At 58.4% G+C, this 20,281-nt stretch carries 34 protein-coding genes; 4 read left to right on the forward strand and 30 right to left on the reverse strand.

What is annotated here, in order from left to right; all coding sequences use genetic code 11:
- Positions 1–85: 85 nt before the first annotated feature.
- The 4 genes from uvrA to BM275_RS22390 all read left to right on the forward strand — a co-directional run bounded on the left by uvrA (position 86) and on the right by BM275_RS22390 (position 4,299).
- Positions 86–2,929, forward strand: coding sequence for an excinuclease ABC subunit UvrA (gene uvrA / locus BM275_RS04365; protein WP_023445627.1), 2,844 nt, complete (start codon positions 86–88; stop codon positions 2,927–2,929).
- Between the two features lie 293 nt (positions 2,930–3,222).
- Positions 3,223–3,507 (forward strand): M14 family zinc carboxypeptidase, encoded by a 285-nt coding sequence (locus BM275_RS22525; RefSeq protein WP_255779644.1) that lies wholly within the window; start codon positions 3,223–3,225, stop codon positions 3,505–3,507.
- Complete coding sequence (locus BM275_RS04370; protein ID WP_255779588.1) at positions 3,428–4,051, forward strand: hypothetical protein; 624 nt, start codon at positions 3,428–3,430, stop codon at positions 4,049–4,051. The genes BM275_RS22525 and BM275_RS04370 overlap by 80 nt, the downstream gene beginning before the upstream one ends.
- A 53-nt stretch (positions 4,052–4,104) precedes the next feature.
- Entirely contained in the window at positions 4,105–4,299 is a 195-nt protein-coding gene (locus BM275_RS22390) for a hypothetical protein (RefSeq protein WP_244153842.1), read from the forward strand.
- A 69-nt stretch (positions 4,300–4,368) separates the two neighbouring features.
- Here BM275_RS22390 and BM275_RS04375 read toward each other — a convergent pair whose 3' ends face one another.
- The 30 genes from BM275_RS04375 to BM275_RS04520 form a co-directional block, all read right to left on the reverse strand.
- Positions 4,369–5,829 carry a catalase gene (locus BM275_RS04375; protein ID WP_090519491.1) on the reverse strand — a complete coding sequence of 487 codons (1,461 nt, stop codon included), beginning with the start codon at positions 5,827–5,829 and terminating at the stop codon, positions 4,369–4,371.
- A 194-nt stretch (positions 5,830–6,023) separates the two neighbouring features.
- On the reverse strand, positions 6,024–6,410 hold the full coding sequence (gene rplQ / locus BM275_RS04380) for a 50S ribosomal protein L17 (RefSeq protein ID WP_003304056.1): 387 nt from the start codon (positions 6,408–6,410) through the stop codon (positions 6,024–6,026).
- A gap of 45 nt (positions 6,411–6,455) precedes the next feature.
- Positions 6,456–7,457: a DNA-directed RNA polymerase subunit alpha gene (locus tag BM275_RS04385; protein WP_014821626.1), complete on the reverse strand. Its 1,002-nt coding sequence runs from the start codon at positions 7,455–7,457 to the stop codon at positions 6,456–6,458.
- A 22-nt stretch (positions 7,458–7,479) separates the two neighbouring features.
- Positions 7,480–8,100 carry a 30S ribosomal protein S4 gene (gene rpsD / locus BM275_RS04390; RefSeq protein WP_003293044.1) on the reverse strand — a complete coding sequence of 207 codons (621 nt, stop codon included), beginning with the start codon at positions 8,098–8,100 and terminating at the stop codon, positions 7,480–7,482.
- 17 nt (positions 8,101–8,117) lie between these two features.
- Positions 8,118–8,507: a 30S ribosomal protein S11 gene (gene rpsK / locus BM275_RS04395; RefSeq protein ID WP_003281811.1), complete on the reverse strand. Its 390-nt coding sequence runs from the start codon at positions 8,505–8,507 to the stop codon at positions 8,118–8,120.
- A gap of 30 nt (positions 8,508–8,537) precedes the next feature.
- Positions 8,538–8,894, reverse strand: coding sequence for a 30S ribosomal protein S13 (gene rpsM, locus BM275_RS04400; protein ID WP_003289190.1), 357 nt, complete (start codon positions 8,892–8,894; stop codon positions 8,538–8,540).
- Positions 8,895–9,023: 129 nt separating this feature from the next.
- Positions 9,024–9,140: a 50S ribosomal protein L36 gene (rpmJ, locus tag BM275_RS04405; protein ID WP_003281814.1), complete on the reverse strand. Its 117-nt coding sequence runs from the start codon at positions 9,138–9,140 to the stop codon at positions 9,024–9,026.
- A gap of 29 nt (positions 9,141–9,169) precedes the next feature.
- Positions 9,170–10,498 carry a preprotein translocase subunit SecY gene (gene secY / locus BM275_RS04410; protein WP_003304058.1) on the reverse strand — a complete coding sequence of 443 codons (1,329 nt, stop codon included), beginning with the start codon at positions 10,496–10,498 and terminating at the stop codon, positions 9,170–9,172.
- Positions 10,499–10,933: a 50S ribosomal protein L15 gene (rplO, locus tag BM275_RS04415; protein WP_014821627.1), complete on the reverse strand. Its 435-nt coding sequence runs from the start codon at positions 10,931–10,933 to the stop codon at positions 10,499–10,501. It abuts the gene before it with no gap.
- 3 nt (positions 10,934–10,936) lie between these two features.
- Positions 10,937–11,116 carry a 50S ribosomal protein L30 gene (gene rpmD / locus BM275_RS04420; protein ID WP_003281818.1) on the reverse strand — a complete coding sequence of 60 codons (180 nt, stop codon included), beginning with the start codon at positions 11,114–11,116 and terminating at the stop codon, positions 10,937–10,939.
- A gap of 2 nt (positions 11,117–11,118) precedes the next feature.
- A complete protein-coding gene (gene rpsE, locus BM275_RS04425) occupies positions 11,119–11,619 on the reverse strand; it encodes a 30S ribosomal protein S5 (protein WP_003304059.1) in 501 nt (166 codons plus the stop codon).
- A 3-nt stretch (positions 11,620–11,622) separates the two neighbouring features.
- A complete protein-coding gene (rplR, locus tag BM275_RS04430; protein WP_003304061.1) occupies positions 11,623–11,973 on the reverse strand; it encodes a 50S ribosomal protein L18 in 351 nt (116 codons plus the stop codon).
- 10 nt (positions 11,974–11,983) lie between these two features.
- Positions 11,984–12,517, reverse strand: coding sequence for a 50S ribosomal protein L6 (gene rplF / locus BM275_RS04435; RefSeq protein WP_014821628.1), 534 nt, complete (start codon positions 12,515–12,517; stop codon positions 11,984–11,986).
- Positions 12,518–12,529: 12 nt separating this feature from the next.
- On the reverse strand, positions 12,530–12,922 hold the full coding sequence (gene rpsH, locus BM275_RS04440; protein ID WP_003293036.1) for a 30S ribosomal protein S8: 393 nt from the start codon (positions 12,920–12,922) through the stop codon (positions 12,530–12,532).
- A gap of 185 nt (positions 12,923–13,107) precedes the next feature.
- Positions 13,108–13,413, reverse strand: coding sequence for a 30S ribosomal protein S14 (gene rpsN, locus BM275_RS04445; RefSeq protein ID WP_014821629.1), 306 nt, complete (start codon positions 13,411–13,413; stop codon positions 13,108–13,110).
- Positions 13,414–13,426: 13 nt separating this feature from the next.
- A complete protein-coding gene (gene rplE, locus BM275_RS04450; protein ID WP_003304066.1) occupies positions 13,427–13,966 on the reverse strand; it encodes a 50S ribosomal protein L5 in 540 nt (179 codons plus the stop codon).
- Positions 13,967–13,985: 19 nt separating this feature from the next.
- Positions 13,986–14,300 (reverse strand): 50S ribosomal protein L24, encoded by a 315-nt coding sequence (gene rplX / locus BM275_RS04455; protein WP_003304067.1) that lies wholly within the window; start codon positions 14,298–14,300, stop codon positions 13,986–13,988.
- A gap of 11 nt (positions 14,301–14,311) precedes the next feature.
- On the reverse strand, positions 14,312–14,680 hold the full coding sequence (rplN, locus tag BM275_RS04460; RefSeq protein ID WP_003281831.1) for a 50S ribosomal protein L14: 369 nt from the start codon (positions 14,678–14,680) through the stop codon (positions 14,312–14,314).
- Positions 14,681–14,703: 23 nt separating this feature from the next.
- On the reverse strand, positions 14,704–14,970 hold the full coding sequence (rpsQ, locus tag BM275_RS04465; protein WP_003293030.1) for a 30S ribosomal protein S17: 267 nt from the start codon (positions 14,968–14,970) through the stop codon (positions 14,704–14,706).
- 2 nt (positions 14,971–14,972) lie between these two features.
- A complete protein-coding gene (gene rpmC / locus BM275_RS04470; RefSeq protein ID WP_003281834.1) occupies positions 14,973–15,164 on the reverse strand; it encodes a 50S ribosomal protein L29 in 192 nt (63 codons plus the stop codon).
- Positions 15,164–15,577 (reverse strand): 50S ribosomal protein L16, encoded by a 414-nt coding sequence (rplP, locus tag BM275_RS04475; protein WP_003281836.1) that lies wholly within the window; start codon positions 15,575–15,577, stop codon positions 15,164–15,166. The genes rpmC and rplP overlap by 1 nt, the downstream gene beginning before the upstream one ends.
- A gap of 12 nt (positions 15,578–15,589) precedes the next feature.
- Complete coding sequence (gene rpsC, locus BM275_RS04480) at positions 15,590–16,276, reverse strand: 30S ribosomal protein S3 (protein WP_003289210.1); 687 nt, start codon at positions 16,274–16,276, stop codon at positions 15,590–15,592.
- Between the two features lie 13 nt (positions 16,277–16,289).
- Entirely contained in the window at positions 16,290–16,622 is a 333-nt protein-coding gene (gene rplV / locus BM275_RS04485) for a 50S ribosomal protein L22 (protein ID WP_003103908.1), read from the reverse strand.
- A gap of 13 nt (positions 16,623–16,635) precedes the next feature.
- On the reverse strand, positions 16,636–16,911 hold the full coding sequence (rpsS, locus tag BM275_RS04490; RefSeq protein ID WP_014821630.1) for a 30S ribosomal protein S19: 276 nt from the start codon (positions 16,909–16,911) through the stop codon (positions 16,636–16,638).
- 16 nt (positions 16,912–16,927) lie between these two features.
- Positions 16,928–17,749, reverse strand: coding sequence for a 50S ribosomal protein L2 (rplB, locus tag BM275_RS04495; protein WP_003281841.1), 822 nt, complete (start codon positions 17,747–17,749; stop codon positions 16,928–16,930).
- A 14-nt stretch (positions 17,750–17,763) separates the two neighbouring features.
- On the reverse strand, positions 17,764–18,063 hold the full coding sequence (gene rplW / locus BM275_RS04500; protein WP_003281842.1) for a 50S ribosomal protein L23: 300 nt from the start codon (positions 18,061–18,063) through the stop codon (positions 17,764–17,766).
- Complete coding sequence (gene rplD, locus BM275_RS04505) at positions 18,060–18,662, reverse strand: 50S ribosomal protein L4 (RefSeq protein WP_014821631.1); 603 nt, start codon at positions 18,660–18,662, stop codon at positions 18,060–18,062. The genes rplW and rplD overlap by 4 nt, the downstream gene beginning before the upstream one ends.
- Positions 18,663–18,674: 12 nt before the next feature.
- On the reverse strand, positions 18,675–19,310 hold the full coding sequence (gene rplC / locus BM275_RS04510) for a 50S ribosomal protein L3 (RefSeq protein WP_014821632.1): 636 nt from the start codon (positions 19,308–19,310) through the stop codon (positions 18,675–18,677).
- Between the two features lie 82 nt (positions 19,311–19,392).
- On the reverse strand, positions 19,393–19,704 hold the full coding sequence (rpsJ, locus tag BM275_RS04515; RefSeq protein WP_003186070.1) for a 30S ribosomal protein S10: 312 nt from the start codon (positions 19,702–19,704) through the stop codon (positions 19,393–19,395).
- Between the two features lie 150 nt (positions 19,705–19,854).
- A partial coding sequence (locus BM275_RS04520; protein WP_244153843.1) for an EF-Tu C-terminal domain-related protein occupies positions 19,855–20,281 on the reverse strand: 427 nt, incomplete at its 5' end.

The following is a 20,281-nucleotide window of genomic DNA, read 5'->3' on the forward strand; positions in this document are numbered from 1 at the left end:
CCTGTTCGGCACAGGCGCGCGGTTTTGCCGCGACTATCACCCCGGCCGTATACTTTCGGGTTTCCGCCCGCCACGCGAGGCTGTTTTGGACAAGATTCTGATTCGTGGGGCCCGCACCCACAACCTGAAGAACATCGACCTCACCCTGCCGCGCGACAAGCTGATCGTCATCACCGGCTTGTCCGGTTCTGGCAAATCATCCTTGGCATTCGACACTCTCTACGCAGAAGGCCAGCGCCGTTACGTCGAATCGCTTTCGGCGTATGCGCGCCAGTTCCTCTCGATGATGGAAAAGCCCGACGTCGACACCATCGAGGGGCTCTCCCCGGCGATCTCCATCGAGCAGAAATCGACCTCGCACAACCCGCGCTCCACCGTGGGCACCATCACCGAGATCTACGACTACCTGCGTCTGCTCTATGCGCGGGTCGGCACGCCGCGCTGTCCAGATCACGATGCCCCGTTGGAAGCGCAGACGGTCAGCCAGATGGTCGACCAGGTGCTGGCACTGCCCGAAGGCCGCAAGCTGATGCTGCTGGCCCCGGTCATCCGCGAACGCAAGGGCGAGCACCTGGCCGTGTTCGACGAACTGCGTGCTCAGGGTTTCGTGCGCGCCCGCGTCAACGGGCGGCTGTACGAGCTCGACGAGCTACCCAAGCTGGACAAGCAGAAGAAGCACTCGATCGACGTGGTGGTGGATCGCTTCAAGGTTCGCGGCGACCTGCAGCAGCGCCTGGCCGAATCCTTCGAAACGGCGCTCAAGCTGGCCGATGGCATCGCCCTGGTCGCCTCCATGGAAGAGGACGACGACAGCGAGGAAATGATCTTCTCCGCACGCTTCGCCTGCCCGATCTGCGGCCACTCGATCAGCGAGCTTGAGCCCAAGCTGTTCTCCTTCAACAACCCAGCCGGCGCCTGCCCCACCTGTGACGGCCTGGGCGTGAAGCAGTTCTTCGACGCCAAGCGCCTGGTCAATGGCGAGCTGACCCTGGCCGAAGGCGCCATACGCGGCTGGGACCGGCGCAACGTTTACTATTTCCAGATGCTCGGCTCACTGGCCTCGCATTATGGCTTCAGCCTCGACGAGCCTTTCGACTCACTGGCCGCCGATCATCAGAAGTCCATCCTGCGCGGCAGCGGCCGTGAGAATGTCGAGTTCCGCTACCTCAACGACCGCGGCGATATCGTCAAGCGTTCGCACCCGTTCGAAGGCATCGTTCCCAACCTGGAACGCCGCTACCGCGAAACCGAATCCAATTCGGTTCGCGAAGAGCTCGCCAAATACCTGAGCACCCAGCCCTGCCCGGACTGCCGCGGCACGCGTCTGCGCCGCGAAGCACGCCACGTGTGGGTTGGCGACAAGACCCTGCCTGCGGTCACGGCCATGCCCATCGGCGACGCCACCGACTACTTCGGCGTCCTCTCGCTCAGCGGACGACGCGGCGAGATCGCCGACAAGATTCTCAAGGAGATCCGCGAACGCCTGCAGTTCCTGGTCAACGTCGGCCTGGATTATCTGACCCTGGATCGCAGCGCCGACACCCTGTCCGGCGGCGAAGCCCAGCGTATTCGCCTGGCCAGTCAGATCGGCGCCGGCCTGGTTGGGGTGATGTACATCCTCGACGAACCCTCGATCGGCCTGCATCAGCGCGACAACGAACGCTTGCTGGGCACCCTTCGCCACCTGCGCGACATCGGCAATACGGTGATCGTCGTGGAGCATGACGAGGATGCGATCCGTCTCGCCGACTACGTCGTAGACATCGGTCCAGGTGCCGGCATACATGGCGGCCGCATCGTCGCTGAAGGCACACCTGACGAGGTGATGGCGCACCCGGATTCGCTGACCGGCAAGTACCTCTCTGGCCGGGTGAAGATCAACTATCGGCCTGAGCGCACCCGCCGTGATCCGAAGATGCTGCTCAAGCTCAAGGGCGCGCGTGGCAACAACCTGCGCAACGTCGACCTGGAGATTCCGGTCGGCCTGCTCACCTGCATCACCGGTGTGTCGGGCTCGGGCAAATCAACGCTGATCAACAACACGCTGTTCCCGATCACGGCGACTGCACTCAATGGCGCGACCACGCTGGAAGTAGCACCGCACGACAGCTTCGACGGGCTGCAGCATCTGGACAAGGTAGTGGACATAGATCAGAGCCCGATTGGTCGCACCCCGCGCTCCAACCCGGCGACCTACACGGGGCTGTTCACGCCGATTCGCGAGCTGTTTGCCAGCGTGCCGGAAGCGCGCTCACGCGGCTACGGCCCGGGCCGCTTCTCTTTCAACGTCAAGGGCGGACGCTGTGAAGCCTGCCAGGGCGACGGCGTGATCAAGGTGGAAATGCACTTCCTGCCCGACATCTACGTGCCCTGCGACGTGTGCAAGGGCAAGCGCTACAACCGCGAAACGCTGGAGGTGAAGTACAAGGGCAAGAGCATTACCGAAGTGCTCGACATGACCATCGAGGAAGCCCGTGAATTCTTCGACCCGGTACCGGCCGTCGCGCGAAAACTGCAGACGCTGATGGATGTGGGGCTGTCGTATATCAAGCTGGGGCAGAGTGCGACGACGCTGTCTGGCGGCGAGGCGCAGCGCGTCAAGCTGTCCCGTGAGCTGTCCAAGCGTGACACCGGCAAGACCCTGTACATCCTCGACGAACCCACCACCGGCCTGCATTTCGCCGATATCCAGCAGCTGCTCGACGTACTGCACCGTTTGCGCGACCACGGCAATACGGTCGTAGTGATCGAGCACAACCTTGACGTCATCAAGACGGCCGACTGGCTGGTGGATCTCGGCCCGGAAGGTGGCTCGAAGGGTGGCCAGATCATCGCCTGCGGTACGCCGGAAGAGGTGGCAGGTATGGCCCAGTCTCATACCGGTCATTTCCTCAAACCGTTACTTGAGCGCGACGGCTCGGCGGGTTGATCATCGCGTCGGCAGCCGTTTCGGCAACAAGCGCAAGCGCAGCGGGGTCCACTACGGATCCCGCCGGGCAGTTGGGCGGGACACTCCAGCCCGATAAGGAGAAATCCTGATGCGAATTGCGCTTGCTGCCTGCTGCTTGGCGCCGGCCTGCTACCCGGTCTCGCCGCTGCCGCCCAACCCAACGGCCCTTGGATCCCCAATGAGCAGAACGTCTCGCTGGAGGCGTTCATGAGCACCAACAGCTGTACGATCAACTGAACGCGCTGTCACGGCGCTTCCCGGACGCCCTGCGGCTGGAACAGGCCGGCAGCAGCAACGAAGGCCGGCCGATCTGGCTGGCCAGGCTGAGTAATTCAGACAAACCAGCCGTAATGATCACAACCCAACAGCACGGCAACGAACCTCACGGCACCGAAGCGGCGGTCAATCTGATAAAACGCCTTGCCTCGGGCGGGGCCTTGTCCCGTCAGGTGTTGGATAATCTGCAGGTGGCTGATCGTGCCGAGGGTCAACCCGGACGGCGCCGAGCGTTTCAGTCGCGGCAACATGGATTTCAGCGCCCCGCAAACCAGCGCTGACTGCCTGCGCGCCGATGGCACCCTGAATCCTGCCAAGTTGGATCAGCACCTCGGCGCCAACGTGACCGCTTTCAATGCCGACGGCCAACGCCAATTTAGCTACGACATCAACCGGTACCACTGGACAGACTGGAGCAATAGCACGCAGATACGCTGCAATCCAGGCCTAGCCAGTGAGCAGCACTTCAACCCGGGGCAGAACCCGGTGCCCGAAGCGGTTGCGGTACGCGGCATCTATGACCGTTACCGTCCCATCTGGCTGGTAGATGTGCACAATCAGAACCCTGCCGTGGTAATCAAGGATGTGGATCCTGAAGTGAACCGCCCGGGACGCCAGGTGACCGGCTCTATCACCTGGCCAACTCTCCCGGATGTCGCCCCGGAAGCGGTAGCACTGTCGAAGCAGCTGGCAATCGTGATGAAGCAGCGCTCCACGCAGCTTGGCTTCATGGAAATCACCAACTACTACTATGAGCCCCCAACGGCGATGTCCGCCGCGGCGGCGGCGATCCGGGCATTGCCCGAAACGCCTACGGCCTGCTGAGGACCGAGCGACTGGCCGCCGGCGAAACAGGCCCATTGGGCGGCAGTGTGCTCATGGAAATCGGCGGATTGAACAGTCGCGGCCAGAAGTCTGTCGGCATGCTGCGCAACAATGTGCGTGAAATGCTTGAGGCCGTGCTTGTCGCAACTGCCGACGGCAGCCTGACGGCGATCGATCCGGCAGAGGCCGATCGCCTTCTGCCACACGGACAGGAGAGCGATAAGCCGCTCAACAATCCCCACGAATAGCGCTGAAGAAACAAGAAAGCCCGCAGCACTCGCTGCGGGCTTCTCGATCCTGCGGATACCGCGAATCGCTTATGCCGGCACTTCCGACAGCGGAATATCCAGGGCGGCGGCAATACCTGCTCCATAGGCCGGATCAGCCCTCAGGCAGTGACTGATGTGGCGAATCTTGATATGACGCGCCACTCCCTGCATCGACCGTGCGGTATTTTCGAACAACCGCTGCTGTTCATCGGCCTTCATCAAGCGGAACAGGTTGCCCGGCTGAGTGAAGTAATCGGCGTCGTCGGCACGGTAGTCGTAACGATCCGCCGCCTCCTCGAGAGCCAGCGGTGGCTCGCTGAAGTCAGGCTGTTCCTGCCACTCGCCATAGGTATTCGGCTCGTAATGCAGACGACCACCCTGATTGCCATCTACGCGCATGGCACCATCGCGATGGTAGCTGTGGACCGGGCAACGCGGAGCGTTGACCGGAATCTGATGGTGATTCACCCCCAGCCGGTAGCGTTGCGCATCCCCGTAGGAGAAAAGACGGCCCTGCAACATACGGTCTGGAGAGAAGCTGATGCCTGGAACGACATTCGCCGGTGTGAATGCCGCCTGCTCGACATCCTGGAAGTAGTTGTCGGGATTGCGGTTGAGCTCGTAATAGCCGACCTCGATCAGCGGGTAGTCGGCATGCGGCCAGACCTTGGTGAGGTCGAACGGATGGTACGGCACCTTGGCGGCGTCGGCCTCCGCCATTACCTGCACATACATCGTCCAACGTGGATATTCGCCACGCTCGATGGCCTCGAACAGATCGCGCTGCGAACTCTCCCGGTCATTGGCAACGATGGCTGCCGCCTCGGCGTCGGTGAGATTCTTGATGCCCTGCTGGGTCCGAAAGTGAAACTTCACCCAGAAACGCTCGTTGTTCGGACTGATGAAGCTGTAGGTGTGCGAACCGAAACCGTGCATATGGCGGTACGACGCCGGAATGCCCCGATCGCCCATGACATAGGTGATCTGGTGCAAGGCTTCAGGCAGCCCGGTCCAGAAGTCCCAGTTGTTGTTCGCGCTGCGCATGTTGGTGCGCGGATCGCGTTTTACTGCGTGGTTGAGGTCCGGAAACTTCAGCGGATCGCGGAAAAAGAACACCGGGGTGTTATTGCCCACCATGTCCCAGTTGCCTTGCTCGGTGTAGAACTTCAGTGCGTAACCACGAATGTCACGCTCGGCATCGGCGGCACCACGCTCGCCTGCGACGGTCGAAAAGCGCGCGAACAGCGGAGTGCGCTTGCCGATCTCGGAAAACAGCTTGGCTTTGGTGTAGCGGGTGATGTCATGGGTGACGACGAATTCTCCGAACGCCCCCGACCCCTTCGCATGCATGCGCCGCTCCGGAATCACCTCCCGGTCGAAATGAGCGAGCTTCTCTAGAAACCATACGTCCTGAAGCAGCATGGGACCACGGCGGCCCGCAGTCATGGAGTTCTGGTTTTCGGATACCGGCGCACCGGCAACGGTTGTGAGCTTCTGCTTGTCAGTCATGGTTGCAGCTCCTTGGTATTCAATAGCTTCCAGGGTCTTGGTAAGTACCTGCTGGTTGAATGCCATCATAGGAAGCAAGCGCAACGCCGACTAATGATGAAGATCAACGCCCCTTATAGAGCCAGTCTCTCAGAATCCTTTGGGCATAAAAAAACCGAGCCAAAAGGCTCGGTTTTTAATTGCTGCTACCGATCTTACTCGGCGGCTTCCACTTCACCAGTGACCGGACGGTCAACCAGCTCGACGTAAGCCATAGGTGCGTTGTCACCAGCGCGGAAGCCGCACTTGAGGATACGCAGATAGCCGCCCTGACGGGTGGCGTAACGCTTGCCCAGATCGTTGAACAGCTTGCCTACGGCAGCCTTCGAACGAGTACGGTCGAAAGCCAGACGACGGTTAGCGACGCTGTCTTCCTTAGCCAAGGTGATCAGCGGCTCGGCAACGCGACGCAGCTCCTTGGCCTTGGGCAGGGTGGTCTTGATCAGTTCGTGCTCGAACAGCGACACCGCCATGTTTTGGAACATGGCCTTGCGGTGGGCGCTGGTGCGGCTCAGGTGACGGCCACTTTTACGATGACGCATGATTGAAATTCCTTACCAAACGTTCAGTTCGGTTACTGGGGGCGATCAGGCAGTGGCCTTATCGTCCTTCTTGAGACTTGCCGGCGGCCAGTTATCCAGACGCATACCGAGGGACAAACCACGCGAAGCCAGAACGTCCTTGATCTCAGTCAGGGACTTCTTGCCCAGATTCGGCGTCTTCAACAGCTCTACTTCGGTGCGCTGAATCAGATCACCAATGTAGTAGATGTTTTCCGCCTTCAGGCAGTTGGCCGAACGTACGGTCAGCTCCAGGTCATCAACCGGACGTAACAGGATCGGATCGATCTCGTCTTCCTGCTCGATTACAACCGGCTCGCTGTCGCCTTTGAGGTCGACGAACGCAGCCAGCTGTTGCTGCAGGATGGTCGCTGCACGACGGATCGCCTCTTCGGGATCCAGGGTGCCGTTGGTTTCCAGGTCAATGACCAGTTTGTCCAGGTTGGTGCGCTGCTCGACACGAGCATTCTCGACCACGTAAGCCACGCGACGAACCGGGCTGAAAGTGGCGTCGAGCTGCAGACGACCGATGCTACGGCTCTCGTCTTCATCGCTCTGACGCGCATCAGCAGGCTCGTAACCGCGGCCGCGAGCGACCTTGAGCTTCATGTTGAGCGAGCCGTTGGCCGCCAGATTGGCGATCAGGTGATCGCCATTGACGATTTCGACATCGTGATCCAGCTGGATATCGGCAGCGGTAACAGCGCCCGCGCCCTTCTTCACCAGGCTCAAGGTCACTTCATCACGGCCGTGCAGCTTGATGGCGATACCTTTGAGGTTGAGCAGGATTTCGATGACATCTTCCTGCACGCCCTCGATGGCGCTGTACTCGTGGAGCACACCGTCGATCTCGGCCTCGACCACAGCGCAGCCGGGCATGGAGGACAACAGAATACGACGCAGCGCGTTGCCAAGGGTGTGGCCAAAACCACGCTCGAGGGGCTCGAGAGTGATCTTGGCACGGGTCGGACTGACCACCTGCACATCGATATGGCGGGGGGTCAGGAACTCATTTACCGAACTCTGCATGGATACACCTATTTTCTAGCCCTTACTTGGAGTAGAGCTCGACAATCAGGTTTTCGTTGATGTCGGCGGACAGATCGCTGCGAGCCGGAACATTCTTGAAAACACCGGATTTCTTGTCGGCATCTACTTCGACCCATTCAACGCGACCGCGCTGAGCGCACAGTTCGAGGGCCTGGGCGATACGCAGCTGGTTACGGCACTTCTCACGAACAGCCACTACGTCACCGGCCTTGACCTGGTAAGACGGAATGTTCACGGTCTGACCGTTGACGCTGATTGACTTGTGCGAGACCAGCTGACGCGATTCGGCACGAGTAGAGCCGAAGCCCATGCGATACACGACGTTGTCCAGACGGCACTCGAGCAGCTGCAGCAGATTCTCACCGGTAGCGCCCTTACGGCTGGCCGCTTCCTTGTAATAACCACTGAACTGACGCTCCAGCACACCGTAGATGCGGCGTACCTTCTGCTTTTCACGCAGCTGGGTGCCGTAATCGGACAGACGTCCGCGACGCTGACCGTGAACACCCGGCGGGGTTTCGATATTGCACTTGGATTCGAGCGCGCGCGCACCACTCTTCAGGAAGAGATCGGTGCCTTCACGACGAGACAGTTTGCACTTGGGACCAATATAACGAGCCATTCTTCACTGTCTCCTGATTACACGCGGCGCTTCTTCGGCGGACGGCACCCGTTATGCGGGATAGGCGTCACGTCGGTGATGCTGGCGATTTTATAACCACATGCGTTCAAAGCACGCACGGCGGACTCCCGACCCGGACCTGGGCCCTTGACGTTGACGTCGAGGTTCTTCAGGCCGTACTCCAGCGCAGCCTGGCCAGCGCGCTCTGCAGCGATCTGGGCAGCGAACGGAGTGCTCTTACGCGAGCCGCGGAAACCGGAACCACCCGAAGTAGCCCAGGACAACGCATTGCCCTGACGATCGGTGATGGTCACGATGGTGTTGTTGAAAGACGCGTGGATGTGGGCGATGCCATCAACCACTGTCTTTTTGACTTTTTTACGAGGACGAGCAGCAGGTTTTGCCATGACTAAATTCCTGTCGATTCGCTAACGCGATTACTTGCGGATCGGCTTGCGCGGGCCCTTACGGGTACGTGCGTTGGTCTTGGTACGCTGACCGCGAACCGGCAGACCACGACGATGACGCAGGCCGCGATAGCAACCCAGGTCCATCAAGCGCTTGATTTTCATGTTGACTTCGCGACGCAGGTCGCCTTCAACGATGAACTTGCCGACTTCGCCACGCAGCAGTTCGACCTGCTCGTCGGAAAGATCCTTGATCTTCGCTGCCGGATTCACACCGGTAGCAGCACAGATTTCCTGTGCACGGGTGCGACCAACACCGTAGATGTAGGTCAGCGAGATAACAGTGTGCTTGTTATCCGGAATGTTGACGCCTGCAATACGGGCCATTCAGTGAAACTCCAATTGACAGCTACCTACGCCCCGGAAGCCAAGAAAAGGGCGCGAGATATTAACGCTGTAATAACAAATATTCAACCCGGCAGCGCACTAGCTGCCGGGTTATAACGCCTTACACAATCAGCCTTGGCGCTGCTTGTGACGCGGTTCTGCGCTACAGATCACGCGCACGACACCGTCGCGACGGATGATCTTGCAGTTACGGCACAGCTTTTTAACCGATGCACGAACTTTCATCACCAACTCCTAGAACCTTACGAGCCACCTCAGCGGAGCATTCCACTGCCGTAGCCCTTCAGGTTGGCTTTCTTCATCAGGGAATCGTACTGGTGCGACATGAGGTGTGACTGCACTTGGGACATGAAGTCCATTACAACCACAACCACGATCAGCAACGAGGTCCCACCAAGGTAGAACGGCACGTTGGCTGCAACCACAAGAAACTGTGGCAGCAGGCAGACAGCCGTCATGTACAGGGCGCCGAACATGGTCAAACGAGTCAACACGCCATCAATGTAGCGAGCCGACTGCTCACCAGGACGAATCCCGGGAATAAACGCGCCAGACTTCTTCAGGTTCTCTGCTACGTCTTTCGGATTGAACATCAATGCCGTATAGAAGAAGCAGAAGAAGATGATCCCGGCACTGAACAGCAGAATGTTCAACGGCTGCCCGGGCGCGATCGCCTGCGAAATGTCAGCCAACCAGCCCATGCTCTCTGACTGACCGAACCACTGCCCCAGCGAAGCCGGGAACAGCAGAATGCTGCTGGCAAAGATAGCCGGGATGACCCCCGCCATATTCACCTTCAACGGCAAGTGACTGGTCTGCGCGGCAAAGACCTTACGGCCCTGCTGACGCTTCGCGTAGTGAACCGCGATACGGCGCTGACCACGCTCGATAAACACCACGAAACCGATGATCGCTACAGCGAGCAGGCCGACAGCGAGCAGCGCGATGATATTGATATCGCCCTGGCGAGCAGACTCGAACGACTGACCGAGCGCACCCGGCAAGCCGGCGACGATACCTGCGAAGATCAACATCGAGATACCGTTGCCAACGCCACGCTCGGTGATCTGCTCACCCAGCCACATCATGAACATAGCACCAGACACGAACGTCGTGATGGCCACGAAGTAGAAGCCGAAATCGTTGCTGAACGCGACACCTTGCCCCGCCAACCCGACCGACATACCGATCGCCTGAACGATGGCCAGCACGAGCGTACCGTAACGCGTGTACTGACTGATCTTGCGACGACCGGCCTCACCTTCTTTCTTCAACTGCTCCAGCTGTGGGCTGACAGCGGTCATGAGCTGCATGATGATCGATGCCGAAATGTACGGCATGATCCCCAAAGCAAAAATACTCATGCGCTCCAGCGCACCACCGGAAAACATGTTGAACAAGCTAAGGATGGTCCCCTCGTTCTGACGGAACAGCTCGGCCAGCCGATCGGGATTTATCCCGGGAACAGGGATGTGTGCGCCAATCCGATAGACGATGATCGCCATGAACAGAAAGCGCAGACGAGCCCAGAGTTCGGACAGACCACCATTACTCAGCGCGGAGAGAGCACCTTGCTTAGCCATTTATTCCTCGAACTTGCCGCCAGCTGCTTCGATAGCCGCACGCGCACCTTTGGTGGCTGCGATACCCTTGAGAGTAACCGCACGACCAACCTCGCCCGACAGCATGATTTTCACGCGCTGTACGTTCTGGTTGATTACGTTGGCGTCTTTCAGGCTTTGCACGGTAACGACATCACCTTCCACCTTGGCCAACTCAGAGGTACGAACCTCAGCGCGATCCATGGCTTTCAGCGAAACGAAACCGAACTTCGGCAGACGACGATGCAGAGGCTGCTGACCACCCTCGAAACCGGGAGCGATCTTGCCGCCGGAACGAGAGGTCTGACCCTTGTGACCACGGCCACAGGTCTTGCCCAGGCCACTACCGATACCACGACCGGGACGCAGCTTTTCGCGACGGGCACCCGGCGCAGAACGCAGATCGTTCAGTTGCATGGCTTAGCCCTCCACACGGAGCATGTAATAAGCCTTGTTGATCATGCCGCGATTTTCAGGAGTATCCTGAACCTCGACGGTGTGACCAATGCGACGCAGGCCAAGACCCTTGACGCACAGCTTGTGATTGGGGATACGACCGCTGACACTCTTGATCAGCGTGACCTTGACGGTGTTAGCCATGATCAGGAAATCTCCTCGACGCTCTTGCCACGCTTGGCAGCAATCGACTCAGGCGACTGCATCGCCTTCAGACCCTTAAAGGTGGCGTGAACCACGTTGACCGGGTTGGTAGAGCCGTAGCACTTGGCCAGTACGTTCTGAACGCCAGCAACTTCCAGAATGGCGCGCATGGCACCACCGGCAATCACGCCGGTACCCTCGGAGGCAGGCTGCATGTAGACCTTGGACGCGCCATGCGCGGCCTTGGTGGCGTACTGCAGAGTAGTGCCATTCAGGTCGACCTGGATCATGTTGCGGCGAGCCGCCTCCATAGCCTTTTGAATAGCAGCCGGTACTTCACGGGACTTGCCACGACCGAAGCCGACACGACCCTTGCCATCACCGACCACAGTCAGCGCGGTGAAGGTGAAGATACGACCACCTTTTACAGTTTTTGCGACGCGGTTAACTTGAACCAGCTTCTCGATGTAGCCTTCGTCGCGCTTTTGCTCGTTATTCGCCATAACTTAGAACTCCAGCCCGCCTTCACGAGCAGCTTCAGCCAGTGCCTTGACACGACCGTGGTACTTGAAGCCAGAACGGTCGAACGCCACCTGAGTGACACCTGCGGCTTTCGCGCGCTCAGCGACCAGCTGACCGACTTTCTTGGCAGCGTCGACGTTGCCGGTGGCGGCGTCACGCAGTTCTTTGTCCAGAGTCGAGGCGCTGGCCAGGACCTTGCCGCCGTCGGCCGAAAGGACCTGGGCGTAGATGTGCTGGGAAGAGCGGTACACGCAGAGGCGTACGGTTTCCAGCTCGCGCATCTTCAGGCGTGCCTTGCGAGCGCGACGCAGACGAGTTTCTTTCTTTACGCTCATTTGCTATGCCCTACTTCTTCTTAGCTTCTTTGCGACGGACTACTTCATCCGAGTACCGCACGCCTTTGCCCTTGTAAGGCTCAGGGCGACGGAAGTCGCGGATTTCAGCAGCCACCTGACCGACCAGTTGCTTGTCGACACCCTTGATCAGGATATCGGTCTGGCTGGGGGTCTCAGCGGTAACGCCTTGCGGCAGTTCGTAATCCACCGGATGCGAGAAACCGAGAGCCAGGGACAGCACTTGACCTTTGGCTTGCGCCTTGTAACCAACACCAACCAGCTGAAGCTTGCGCTCGAAGCCTTGACTGACGCCGATCACCATGTTGTTGACCAGTGCACGAGTAGTGCCGGCCATGGCGCGAGTTTGCTGATCGCCATTACGGCCAGCAAAACGCAGCTCACCAGACTCCTGGATGACCTCCACGGACGGATGAACATTCAGTTCGAGAGCGCCTTTTGCGCCCTTCACCGAAAGCTGCTGACCAGACATCTTGATTTCGACGCCAGCAGGCAGCTTGACGGGGTTCTTAGCAACGCGAGACATGCTTATCCCCCCTTAGAACACAGTGCAGAGCACTTCGCCGCCAACACCAGCAGCCCGAGCAGCCCGATCAGTCATCACACCCTTGTTGGTGGAGACAATCGACACACCCAAACCGCCACGTACTTTCGGCAACTGGTCAACGGATTTGTACTGGCGCAGGCCAGGACGACTTACGCGCTTGAGCTCTTCGATGACCGGACGGCCTTCGAAATACTTCAGCTCGATGGACAGTTGCGGCTTGGCGTCGCCACTGACCTGGTATCCCGCGATATAGCCTTCACCTTGAAGAACGTTGGCAACAGCCACCTTCAGAGTGGAAGACGGCATGCTTACGACGGACTTTTCGGCCATCTGGGCATTACGGATACGAGTTAGCATGTCCGCTAACGGGTCCTGCATACTCATGGGCTCTTAGCTCCTAATACAAAAAAATAAGCCTTGGACGGCTCGTGTCGCCAACAGGCAAACCCCACAAAAAATGCAAGGCTCAGGCGAGCCGGGCATTCTAGAGAGTTGCCAGAAACGAATCAAGCCCCATGAGGGGCTTGAGCGAAAAACAAACAGGACCCGCAGGGCCCTGGATGCTTTTATTACCAGCTGGCCTTAACCAGACCCGGCACGTCACCACGCATTGCAGCCTGACGCAGCATATTGCGCGCGAGGCCGAACTTGCGGTAAACGCCGTGCGGACGACCAGTCAGACGGCAGCGGTTGCGCAGGCGCGAAGCGCTTGCGTCACGAGGCTGCTTCTGCAGTGCGACCTGAGCTTCCCAGCGCGCTTCCGGAGAGGACTCCGGGCTTGCGATGATTGCTTTCAGTGCAGCACGCTTCTGGGCGAACTTGGCGACCGTTTGCTGACGCTTCAGCTCACGGTTCTTCATGCTTTGCTTAGCCATGTGCCTACTCCAATCAGTTACGGAACGGGAAGTTGAAAGCACGCAGCAGAGCGCGACCTTCTTCATCCGTCCGAGCAGTAGTGGTCAGAGTGATGTCCAGACCACGCAGGGCATCGATCTTGTCGTAATCGATTTCCGGGAAGATGATCTGCTCTTTGACGCCCATACTGTAGTTGCCGCGGCCATCGAAGGACTTGGCATTCAGGCCGCGGAAGTCACGCACGCGCGGCAGGGAGATCGAAAGCAGTCGATCCAGGAACTCATACATACGATCACTGCGCAGCGTGACCTTGACACCGATCGGCCAGCCTTCGCGGACTTTGAAGCCTGCGATGGACTTGCGAGCGTGAGTCACTACAACCTTCTGGCCGGTGATCTTTTCCAGATCGGCAACAGCATTATCGATGATCTTCTTGTCACCGATCGCTTCGCCGATACCCATGTTGAGGGTGATCTTGGTGATACGCGGAACTTCCATCACGTTGCCAAGCTTCAGTTCTTCCTTCAGCTTGGGCGCGATTTCCTTCCGATAAACTTCTTTTAGTCGTGCCATGGTTATCTACCTAGCAGTCTCAAGCGTCAACCGGCTTCTGGGTCGACTTGAAGACACGAATTTTCTTGCCTTCTTCAACCTTGAAACCAACGCGGTCTGCCTTGTTGGTCTCACCGTTGAAAATGGCGACGTTAGAGACGTGCAAAGGCGCCTCCTTCTCGACGATACCGCCCTGAACGCCGGACATCGGGTTAGGCTTGGTATGGCGCTTCACGAGATTGATCCCGCCAACGACCAGACGGTCGTCCGCGAGGACCTTCAGCACCTTACCGCGCTTGCCTTTGTCTTTGCCGGCGATGACGATGATCTCGTCGTTGCGACGAATCTTTTGCATGCGGCTACTCCTTACAGCACTTCAGGGGCGAGCGAGACGATCTTCATGAACTTCTCGGTACGAAGTTCACGCGTCACCGGCCCAAAGATACGGGTGCCGATAGGCTCCTGCTTGTTGTTCAGCAGAACAGCAGCATTGCCATCGAAGCGAATGATGGAGCCATCGGGACGACGAACACCGTGACGAGTGCGAACCACAACAGCGGTCATCACCTGGCCTTTCTTGACCTTGCCACGAGGAATCGCTTCCTTGACGGTTACCTTGATAATGTCGCCGATGCCGGCGTAACGGCGGTGGGAACCGCCGAGCACCTTGATACACATGACGCGACGAGCGCCACTGTTATCAGCCACATCGAGCATGGATTGAGTCTGAATCATATAATTTCTCCGACCCCTAGCCCTTAGACTTCGACGGCGCGTTCAACGACGTCAACCAGCATCCAGGACTTGGTCTTTGCCAGCGGACGAGTCTCGCGGATGGTGACCTTGTCGCCGATACGGCACTGGTTGGTTTCGTCGTGGGCGTGCAGTTTGGTCGAACGCTTCACGTATTTACCGTAGATCGGGTGCTTTACGCGACGCTCGATCAGAACGGTGATGGTCTTGTCCATCTTGTCGCTGACGACACGACCGGTCAGCGTGCGGACGGTTTTCTGAGCTTCAGCCATGATCACTTACCTGCCTGCTGGTTGAGCACAGTCTTGACACGAGCGATGTCGCGCTTGACTTGCGAGAGCAGGTGAGACTGCCCCAACTGGCCAGTCGCTTTCTGCATACGCAGATTGAACTGGTCCCGCAGCAGCTCGAGCAGTTGCTCGTTCAGCTGCTCAACGGATTTTTCACGAAGTTCATTCGCTTTCATCACATCACCGTCCGCTTAACAAAGGAGGTGGCGAGCGGCAGCTTTGCAGCGGCCAGGGCGAAAGCCTCACGCGCCAGCTCTTCGGAAACACCCTCGATCTCGTAGAGGACCTTGCCCGGCTGAATCTGGGCTACCCAGTACTCGACGCTACCCTTACCTTTACCCATCCGGACTTCCAGAGGCTTCTTGGTTACAGGCTTGTCGGGGAACACGCGGATCCAGATCTTTCCGCCACGCTTTACGTGACGGGTGAGCGCACGACGTGCAGCCTCGATCTGACGCGCGGTCAGACGACCACGGGAAACAGACTTCAGCGCGAATTCGCCGAAGCTGACCTTGCTACCGCGCTGAGCCAGACCACGGTTGTGGCCGGTCATCTGCTTGCGGAATTTTGTACGCTTGGGTTGCAACATTTGGCGTACCCCTTACTTAGCAGCTTTTTTACGAGGAGCAGGCGCTTGAGGCTTGAGCTCTTCATGGCGACCACCAATTACTTCGCCCTTGAAGATCCACACCTTCACGCCGATCACACCGTAAGTGGTGTGCGCTTCGTAAGTGTTGTAATCGATATCGGCACGCAGGGTGTGCAGAGGCACACGACCTTCGCGATACCACTCGGTACGGGCAATTTCAGCCCCACCCAGACGACCACTGACCTGGATCTTGATGCCTTTGGCACCAATGCGCATGGCGTTCTGTACGGCGCGCTTCATGGCGCGACGGAACATCACGCGACGCTCCAGCTGCTGAGCTACGCTCTGTGCAACCAGCATTGCGTCGAGCTCCGGCTTGCGGATCTCTTCGATATTGATGTGCACCGGCACACCCATTTGCTTGGTCAGGTCCTGACGCAGCTTCTCAACATCCTCACCCTTCTTGCCGATCACAATGCCGGGACGAGCGGTGTGGATGGTGATGCGTGCGGTTTGAGCCGGGCGATGGATATCGATACGGCTTACGGACGCGCTTTTTAATTTGTCTTGGAGGTACTCACGCACGTTCAGATCTGCAAGCAGATAGTCTGCATACGTACGGCCGTCTGCGTACCAGACGGAGGTGTGCTCCTTGACGATTCCCAGGCGAATGCCAGTGGGATGTACTTTCTGACCCATCTGATCGACTCCGTTACTTGTCCGCAACCTTGACAGTGATATGGCAAGACCGCTTGACGATGCGATCAGCGCGGCCTTTGGCACGCGGCATGATGCGCTTAAGCGAACGCCCCTCGTTGACGAAGACCGTGGAGACTTTCAAGTCATCCACATCTGCGCCTTCGTTGTGCTCGGCGTTGGCAACGGCCGACTCCAGCACTTTCTTCATGATCTCGGCGGCTTTCTTGCTACTGAAAGCCAGGAGGTTGAGCGCTTCGCCCACCTTCTTCCCGCGGATCTGGTCGGCGACCAGGCGGGCTTTCTGGGCGGAGATGCGAGCGCCCGACAACTTAGCGGCTACTTCCATCTTTCCTTACCCCTTAGCGCTTGCCTTTCTTGTCCGCCACATGCCCGCGATATGTACGGGTTGCAGCGAACTCGCCGAGTTTGTGGCCGACCATGTCTTCGGACACGAGGACCGGTACATGTTGACGACCGTTATGTACAGCGATGGTCAGACCGACCATTTGCGGCAGGATCATCGAACGACGCGACCAGGTTTTAACTGGCTTACGATCGCTCTTTTCCACCGCCGCTTCGACCTTCTTCAGTAGGTGAAGATCGATAAAAGGACCTTTTTTCAGAGAACGCGGCACTGTCGTATCCCTCTAGTTACTTGCGACGACGGACAATCATGTTATCGGTGCGCTTGTTAGTGCGGGTCTTCGCGCCCTTAGTCGGGAAGCCCCATGGCGACACCGGATGACGACCACCGGAGGTACGACCTTCACCACCACCGTGCGGGTGATCGACCGGGTTCATCGCGACACCACGAACGGTAGGACGAATGCCCTTCCAGCGCTTAGCCCCTGCCTTGCCCAGCGAACGCAGGCTGTGCTCGGAGTTCGAGACCTCGCCCAGGGTCGCACGGCACTCGGCCAGCACCTTGCGCATCTCGCCGGAGCGCAGACGCAGCGTCACGTAGGAACCCTCGCGAGCAACCAGCTGAGCCGAAGCGCCAGCGGAGCGAGCGATCTGAGCACCCTTACCCGGCTTGAGCTCGACACCGTGAACGGTAGAACCCAGCGGGATGTTGCGCAGCGGCAGGCTGTTGCCAGCCTTGATCGGAGCATTGATGCCCGAGACCAGCTGATCGCCAGCGCTTACACCCTTCGGCGCGATGATGTAGCGACGCTCACCATCGGCATATTTCAGCAGCGCAATGTGCGCAGTACGGTTCGGGTCATATTCGATACGCTCGACGATGGCAGGAATGCCATCCTTGTTGCGACGAAAATCAACCAGACGGTAATGCTGCTTGTGACCACCACCAATGTGGCGAGTGGTGATACGACCGTTGTTGTTACGGCCGCCAGTCTTCGACTTCTTCTCGAGCAGCGGTGCGTAAGGAGCGCCTTTGTGCAGCTCCTGATTGACCACCTTGACCACAAAACGGCGGCCCGCGGAAGTCGGTTTGCATTTAACGATTGCCATGATGCACCCCTTCCTTACTCAGCACTGCCGGAGAAATCGAGATCCTGGCCCGGCTGAAGCGCGATATATGCCTTCTTCCAGTCGTTGCGCTTGCCCAGACCGCGAGCGGTACGCTTGGTCTTGCCCTGAACGTTCAGGGTGTTGACGGCGGCGACCTTCACGTCGAACAGGCTCTCAACAGCCTTCTTGATTTCCAGCTTGGTTGCGTCGGTCGCAACCTTGAAAACGAATTGCTTCTTGCTGTCAGCCAGCACGGTAGCCTTCTCAGAGACGTGCGGACCAAGCAGGACTTTGAATACGCGTTCCTGGTTCATCCCAGCAGCTCCTCGAATTTCTTCACAGCCGACACGGTGATCAACACCTTGTCATAGGCGATCAGGCTGACCGGATCGGAACCCTGGACATCACGCACATCGACATGCGGCAGGTTGCGCGCAGCCAGGTACAGGTTCTGATCGACAGCATCGGAAACGATCAGCACATCGCTCAGGCCCATACCATTGAGCTTGCTAGCAAGCACTTTGGTTTTCGGCGCGTCGACGGCGAAATCTTCTACAACAACCAGACGCTCGGAGCGGACCAGCTCAGCAAGAATGGAGCGCAGCGCAGCGCGATACATCTTCTTGTTCAGCTTCTGATCATGATTCTGCGGGCGAGCGGCGAAAGTTACGCCACCGCCACGCCAGATCGGGCCACGACTGGTACCAGCACGAGCACGACCTGTGCCCTTCTGGCGCCACGGACGCTTGCCACCACCGGACACATCGGAGCGGGTTTTCTGCTGCTTGCTACCCTGACGACCGCCGGCCATGTAGGCGACGACTGCCTGGTGCACCAGCGTCTCGTTGAACTCACCACCAAAGGTGCGATCGGAGACTTCGATGGCTTGTGCGCCATTTACATTCAATTGCATGTGAACTCCCCCTTAACCGCGAGCCTTGGCGGCCGGACGCACGAGCACGTCACCACCAGTGGCACCGGGCACTGCGCCCTTCACCAAAAGCAGATTCCGCTCAGCATCGACACGCACGATTTCCAGAGACTGCACGGTTACGCGCTCGGCGCCCATGTGCCCGGACATCTTCTTGCCCTTGAATACACGACCTGGGGTCTGGCACTGACCGATAGAGCCCGGGACGCGGTGGGATACGGAGTTACCGTGGGTATTGTCCTGACCACGGAAGTTCCAGCGCTTGATGGTACCGGCGAAGCCTTTACCCTTGGACTGACCGGTGACATCCACCATCTGCCCAGCCTGGAAAATCTCAGCGTTGATCTGGTCACCAGCCTGGAACTCCTCGCCATCGAGGCGGAATTCCCAGACGCCACGACCAGCAGCAACATTCGCTTTAGCGAAGTGGCCGGCCTGAGCCTTGGTAACACGGGACGCGCGACGCTCGCCGACAGTGACCTGCACTGCACGATAGCCATCGCTCTCTTCATTTTTGAACTGAGTGACGCGATTCGGCTCGATCTCGATGACCGTAACCGGAATAGAGACACCATCCTCGGTGAAAACGCGGGTCATACCGCATTTGCGACCGACTACACCAATAGTCATTTTGAAACCTCTTGAGTGTACGGGGCTTTCACCCGCTATGGCCGCCCATTTCAGAGCGTTACACGACTAAAACTCTCAGGTTTTAGCCGAGGCTGATCTGCACTTCCACACCAGCCGCAAGATCGAGCTTCATCAGCGCATCGACGGTTTTGTCGGTCGGCTGAACAATGTCCAGCACACGCTTGTGGGTTCGAATTTCATACTGATCGCGCGCGTCTTTATTGACGTGCGGGGAGACCAGCACAGTGAACCGCTCTTTGCGGGTTGGCAGCGGAATCGGACCACGCACCTGAGCACCAGTACGTTTCGCGGTTTCCACGATTTCCTGGGTTGATTGATCGATCAGGCGATGGTCAAAAGCCTTCAACCGAATACGGATTTGTTGGTTTTGCATTTTGACCTCAGACTCCAAGTAGCCACCCTACCAGGCGCAATACCCCCGGTAAAAGGAGGCGCAATTGTACGGATGCGCCCATAGGGTGTCAATAAATGATCAACAATAGAAAAAGGCCCCCGAGGGGGCCTTTTTCATCATCGTCAATTATTACTCGACGATCTTGGCAACCACGCCGGCACCAACGGTACGACCACCTTCGCGAATTGCGAAGCGCAGGCCGTCTTCCATGGCGATCGGCTTGATCAGGGTGACAACCATTTTCACGTTGTCGCCCGGCATTACCATCTCAACGCCTTCCGGCAGTTCGCACGAACCAGTCACGTCGGTGGTACGGAAGTAGAACTGCGGACGATAGCCCTTGAAGAACGGGGTGTGACGACCACCCTCTTCCTTGGACAGAACGTACACTTCGGCTTCGAACTTGGTGTGCGGCTTGATGGTGCCCGGCTTGGCCAGAACCTGGCCACGCTCGACGTCATCACGCTTGGTACCACGCAGCAGAACGCCGCAGTTCTCACCGGCACGACCTTCGTCGAGCAGCTTGCGGAACATTTCGACACCGGTACAGGTGGTC

Origin of the sequence: Stutzerimonas kunmingensis, from assembly GCF_900114065.1 — a bacterium.
In the GTDB taxonomy this organism is placed as follows: Bacteria; Pseudomonadota; Gammaproteobacteria; order Pseudomonadales; family Pseudomonadaceae; genus Stutzerimonas; species Stutzerimonas kunmingensis.

Excerpts from the sequence above, each read along its gene's own strand:
- rpsQ (WP_003293030.1), bottom strand. The coding sequence starts at position 14,970 with ATGGCTGAAGCTCAGAAAACCGTCCGCACGCTGACCGGTCGTGTCGTC.
- rpsD (WP_003293044.1), bottom strand. The coding sequence starts at position 8,100 with ATGGCTCGTTATATTGGTCCCAAGTGCAAACTGTCTCGTCGTGAAGGC.
- rpmJ (WP_003281814.1), bottom strand. The coding sequence starts at position 9,140 with ATGAAAGTTCGTGCATCGGTTAAAAAGCTGTGCCGTAACTGCAAGATC.
- rplP (WP_003281836.1), bottom strand. The coding sequence starts at position 15,577 with ATGTTGCAACCCAAGCGTACAAAATTCCGCAAGCAGATGACCGGCCAC.
- rplD (WP_014821631.1), bottom strand. The coding sequence starts at position 18,662 with ATGCAATTGAATGTAAATGGCGCACAAGCCATCGAAGTCTCCGATCGC.
- rplE (WP_003304066.1), bottom strand. The coding sequence starts at position 13,966 with ATGGCACGACTAAAAGAAGTTTATCGGAAGGAAATCGCGCCCAAGCTG.
- rplQ (WP_003304056.1), bottom strand. The coding sequence starts at position 6,410 with ATGCGTCATCGTAAAAGTGGCCGTCACCTGAGCCGCACCAGCGCCCAC.
- rpsJ (WP_003186070.1), bottom strand. The coding sequence starts at position 19,704 with ATGCAAAACCAACAAATCCGTATTCGGTTGAAGGCTTTTGACCATCGC.
- BM275_RS04385 (WP_014821626.1), bottom strand. The coding sequence starts at position 7,457 with ATGCAGAGTTCGGTAAATGAGTTCCTGACCCCCCGCCATATCGATGTG.
- rpsE (WP_003304059.1), bottom strand. The coding sequence starts at position 11,619 with ATGGCGAATAACGAGCAAAAGCGCGACGAAGGCTACATCGAGAAGCTG.
- rpsN (WP_014821629.1), bottom strand. The coding sequence starts at position 13,413 with ATGGCTAAGCAAAGCATGAAGAACCGTGAGCTGAAGCGTCAGCAAACG.
- rplO (WP_014821627.1), bottom strand. The coding sequence starts at position 10,933 with ATGCAACTGAACGATCTGCGTTCTGCGCCGGGTGCCCGTCGCGAAAAG.
- secY (WP_003304058.1), bottom strand. The coding sequence starts at position 10,498 with ATGGCTAAGCAAGGTGCTCTCTCCGCGCTGAGTAATGGTGGTCTGTCC.
- rpsH (WP_003293036.1), bottom strand. The coding sequence starts at position 12,922 with ATGAGTATGCAGGACCCGTTAGCGGACATGCTAACTCGTATCCGTAAT.
- rplF (WP_014821628.1), bottom strand. The coding sequence starts at position 12,517 with ATGTCTCGCGTTGCTAAGAACCCCGTCAAGCTGCCTGCTGGCGTCGAA.
- rplR (WP_003304061.1), bottom strand. The coding sequence starts at position 11,973 with ATGAGCGTAAAGAAAGAAACTCGTCTGCGTCGCGCTCGCAAGGCACGC.
- rpmC (WP_003281834.1), bottom strand. The coding sequence starts at position 15,164 with ATGAAAGCGAATGAACTTCGTGAAAAATCCGTTGAGCAGCTGAACGAG.
- rpmD (WP_003281818.1), bottom strand. The coding sequence starts at position 11,116 with ATGGCTAACACCGTCAAGGTCACGCTGATCAAGAGTGTCAGCGGTCGT.
- rplW (WP_003281842.1), bottom strand. The coding sequence starts at position 18,063 with ATGAACCAGGAACGCGTATTCAAAGTCCTGCTTGGTCCGCACGTCTCT.
- BM275_RS22390 (WP_244153842.1), top strand. The coding sequence starts at position 4,105 with ATGGAAATCGGCGGATTGAACAGTCGCGGCCAGAAGTCTGTCGGCATG.
- rplB (WP_003281841.1), bottom strand. The coding sequence starts at position 17,749 with ATGGCAATCGTTAAATGCAAACCGACTTCCGCGGGCCGCCGTTTTGTG.
- rplV (WP_003103908.1), bottom strand. The coding sequence starts at position 16,622 with ATGGAAGTAGCCGCTAAGTTGTCGGGCGCTCGCATCTCCGCCCAGAAA.
- BM275_RS04375 (WP_090519491.1), bottom strand. The coding sequence starts at position 5,829 with ATGACTGACAAGCAGAAGCTCACAACCGTTGCCGGTGCGCCGGTATCC.
- rplC (WP_014821632.1), bottom strand. The coding sequence starts at position 19,310 with ATGACTATTGGTGTAGTCGGTCGCAAATGCGGTATGACCCGCGTTTTC.
- rplX (WP_003304067.1), bottom strand. The coding sequence starts at position 14,300 with ATGCAAAAGATTCGTCGCAACGACGAGATCATCGTCATCGCCGGCAAA.
- rplN (WP_003281831.1), bottom strand. The coding sequence starts at position 14,680 with ATGATTCAGACTCAATCCATGCTCGATGTGGCTGATAACAGTGGCGCT.
- rpsC (WP_003289210.1), bottom strand. The coding sequence starts at position 16,276 with ATGGGTCAGAAAGTACATCCCACTGGCATTCGCCTGGGAATCGTCAAG.
- rpsM (WP_003289190.1), bottom strand. The coding sequence starts at position 8,894 with ATGGCCCGTATTGCAGGCGTCAACATTCCGGATAACAAGCACACTGTT.
- rpsK (WP_003281811.1), bottom strand. The coding sequence starts at position 8,507 with ATGGCAAAACCTGCTGCTCGTCCTCGTAAAAAAGTCAAAAAGACAGTG.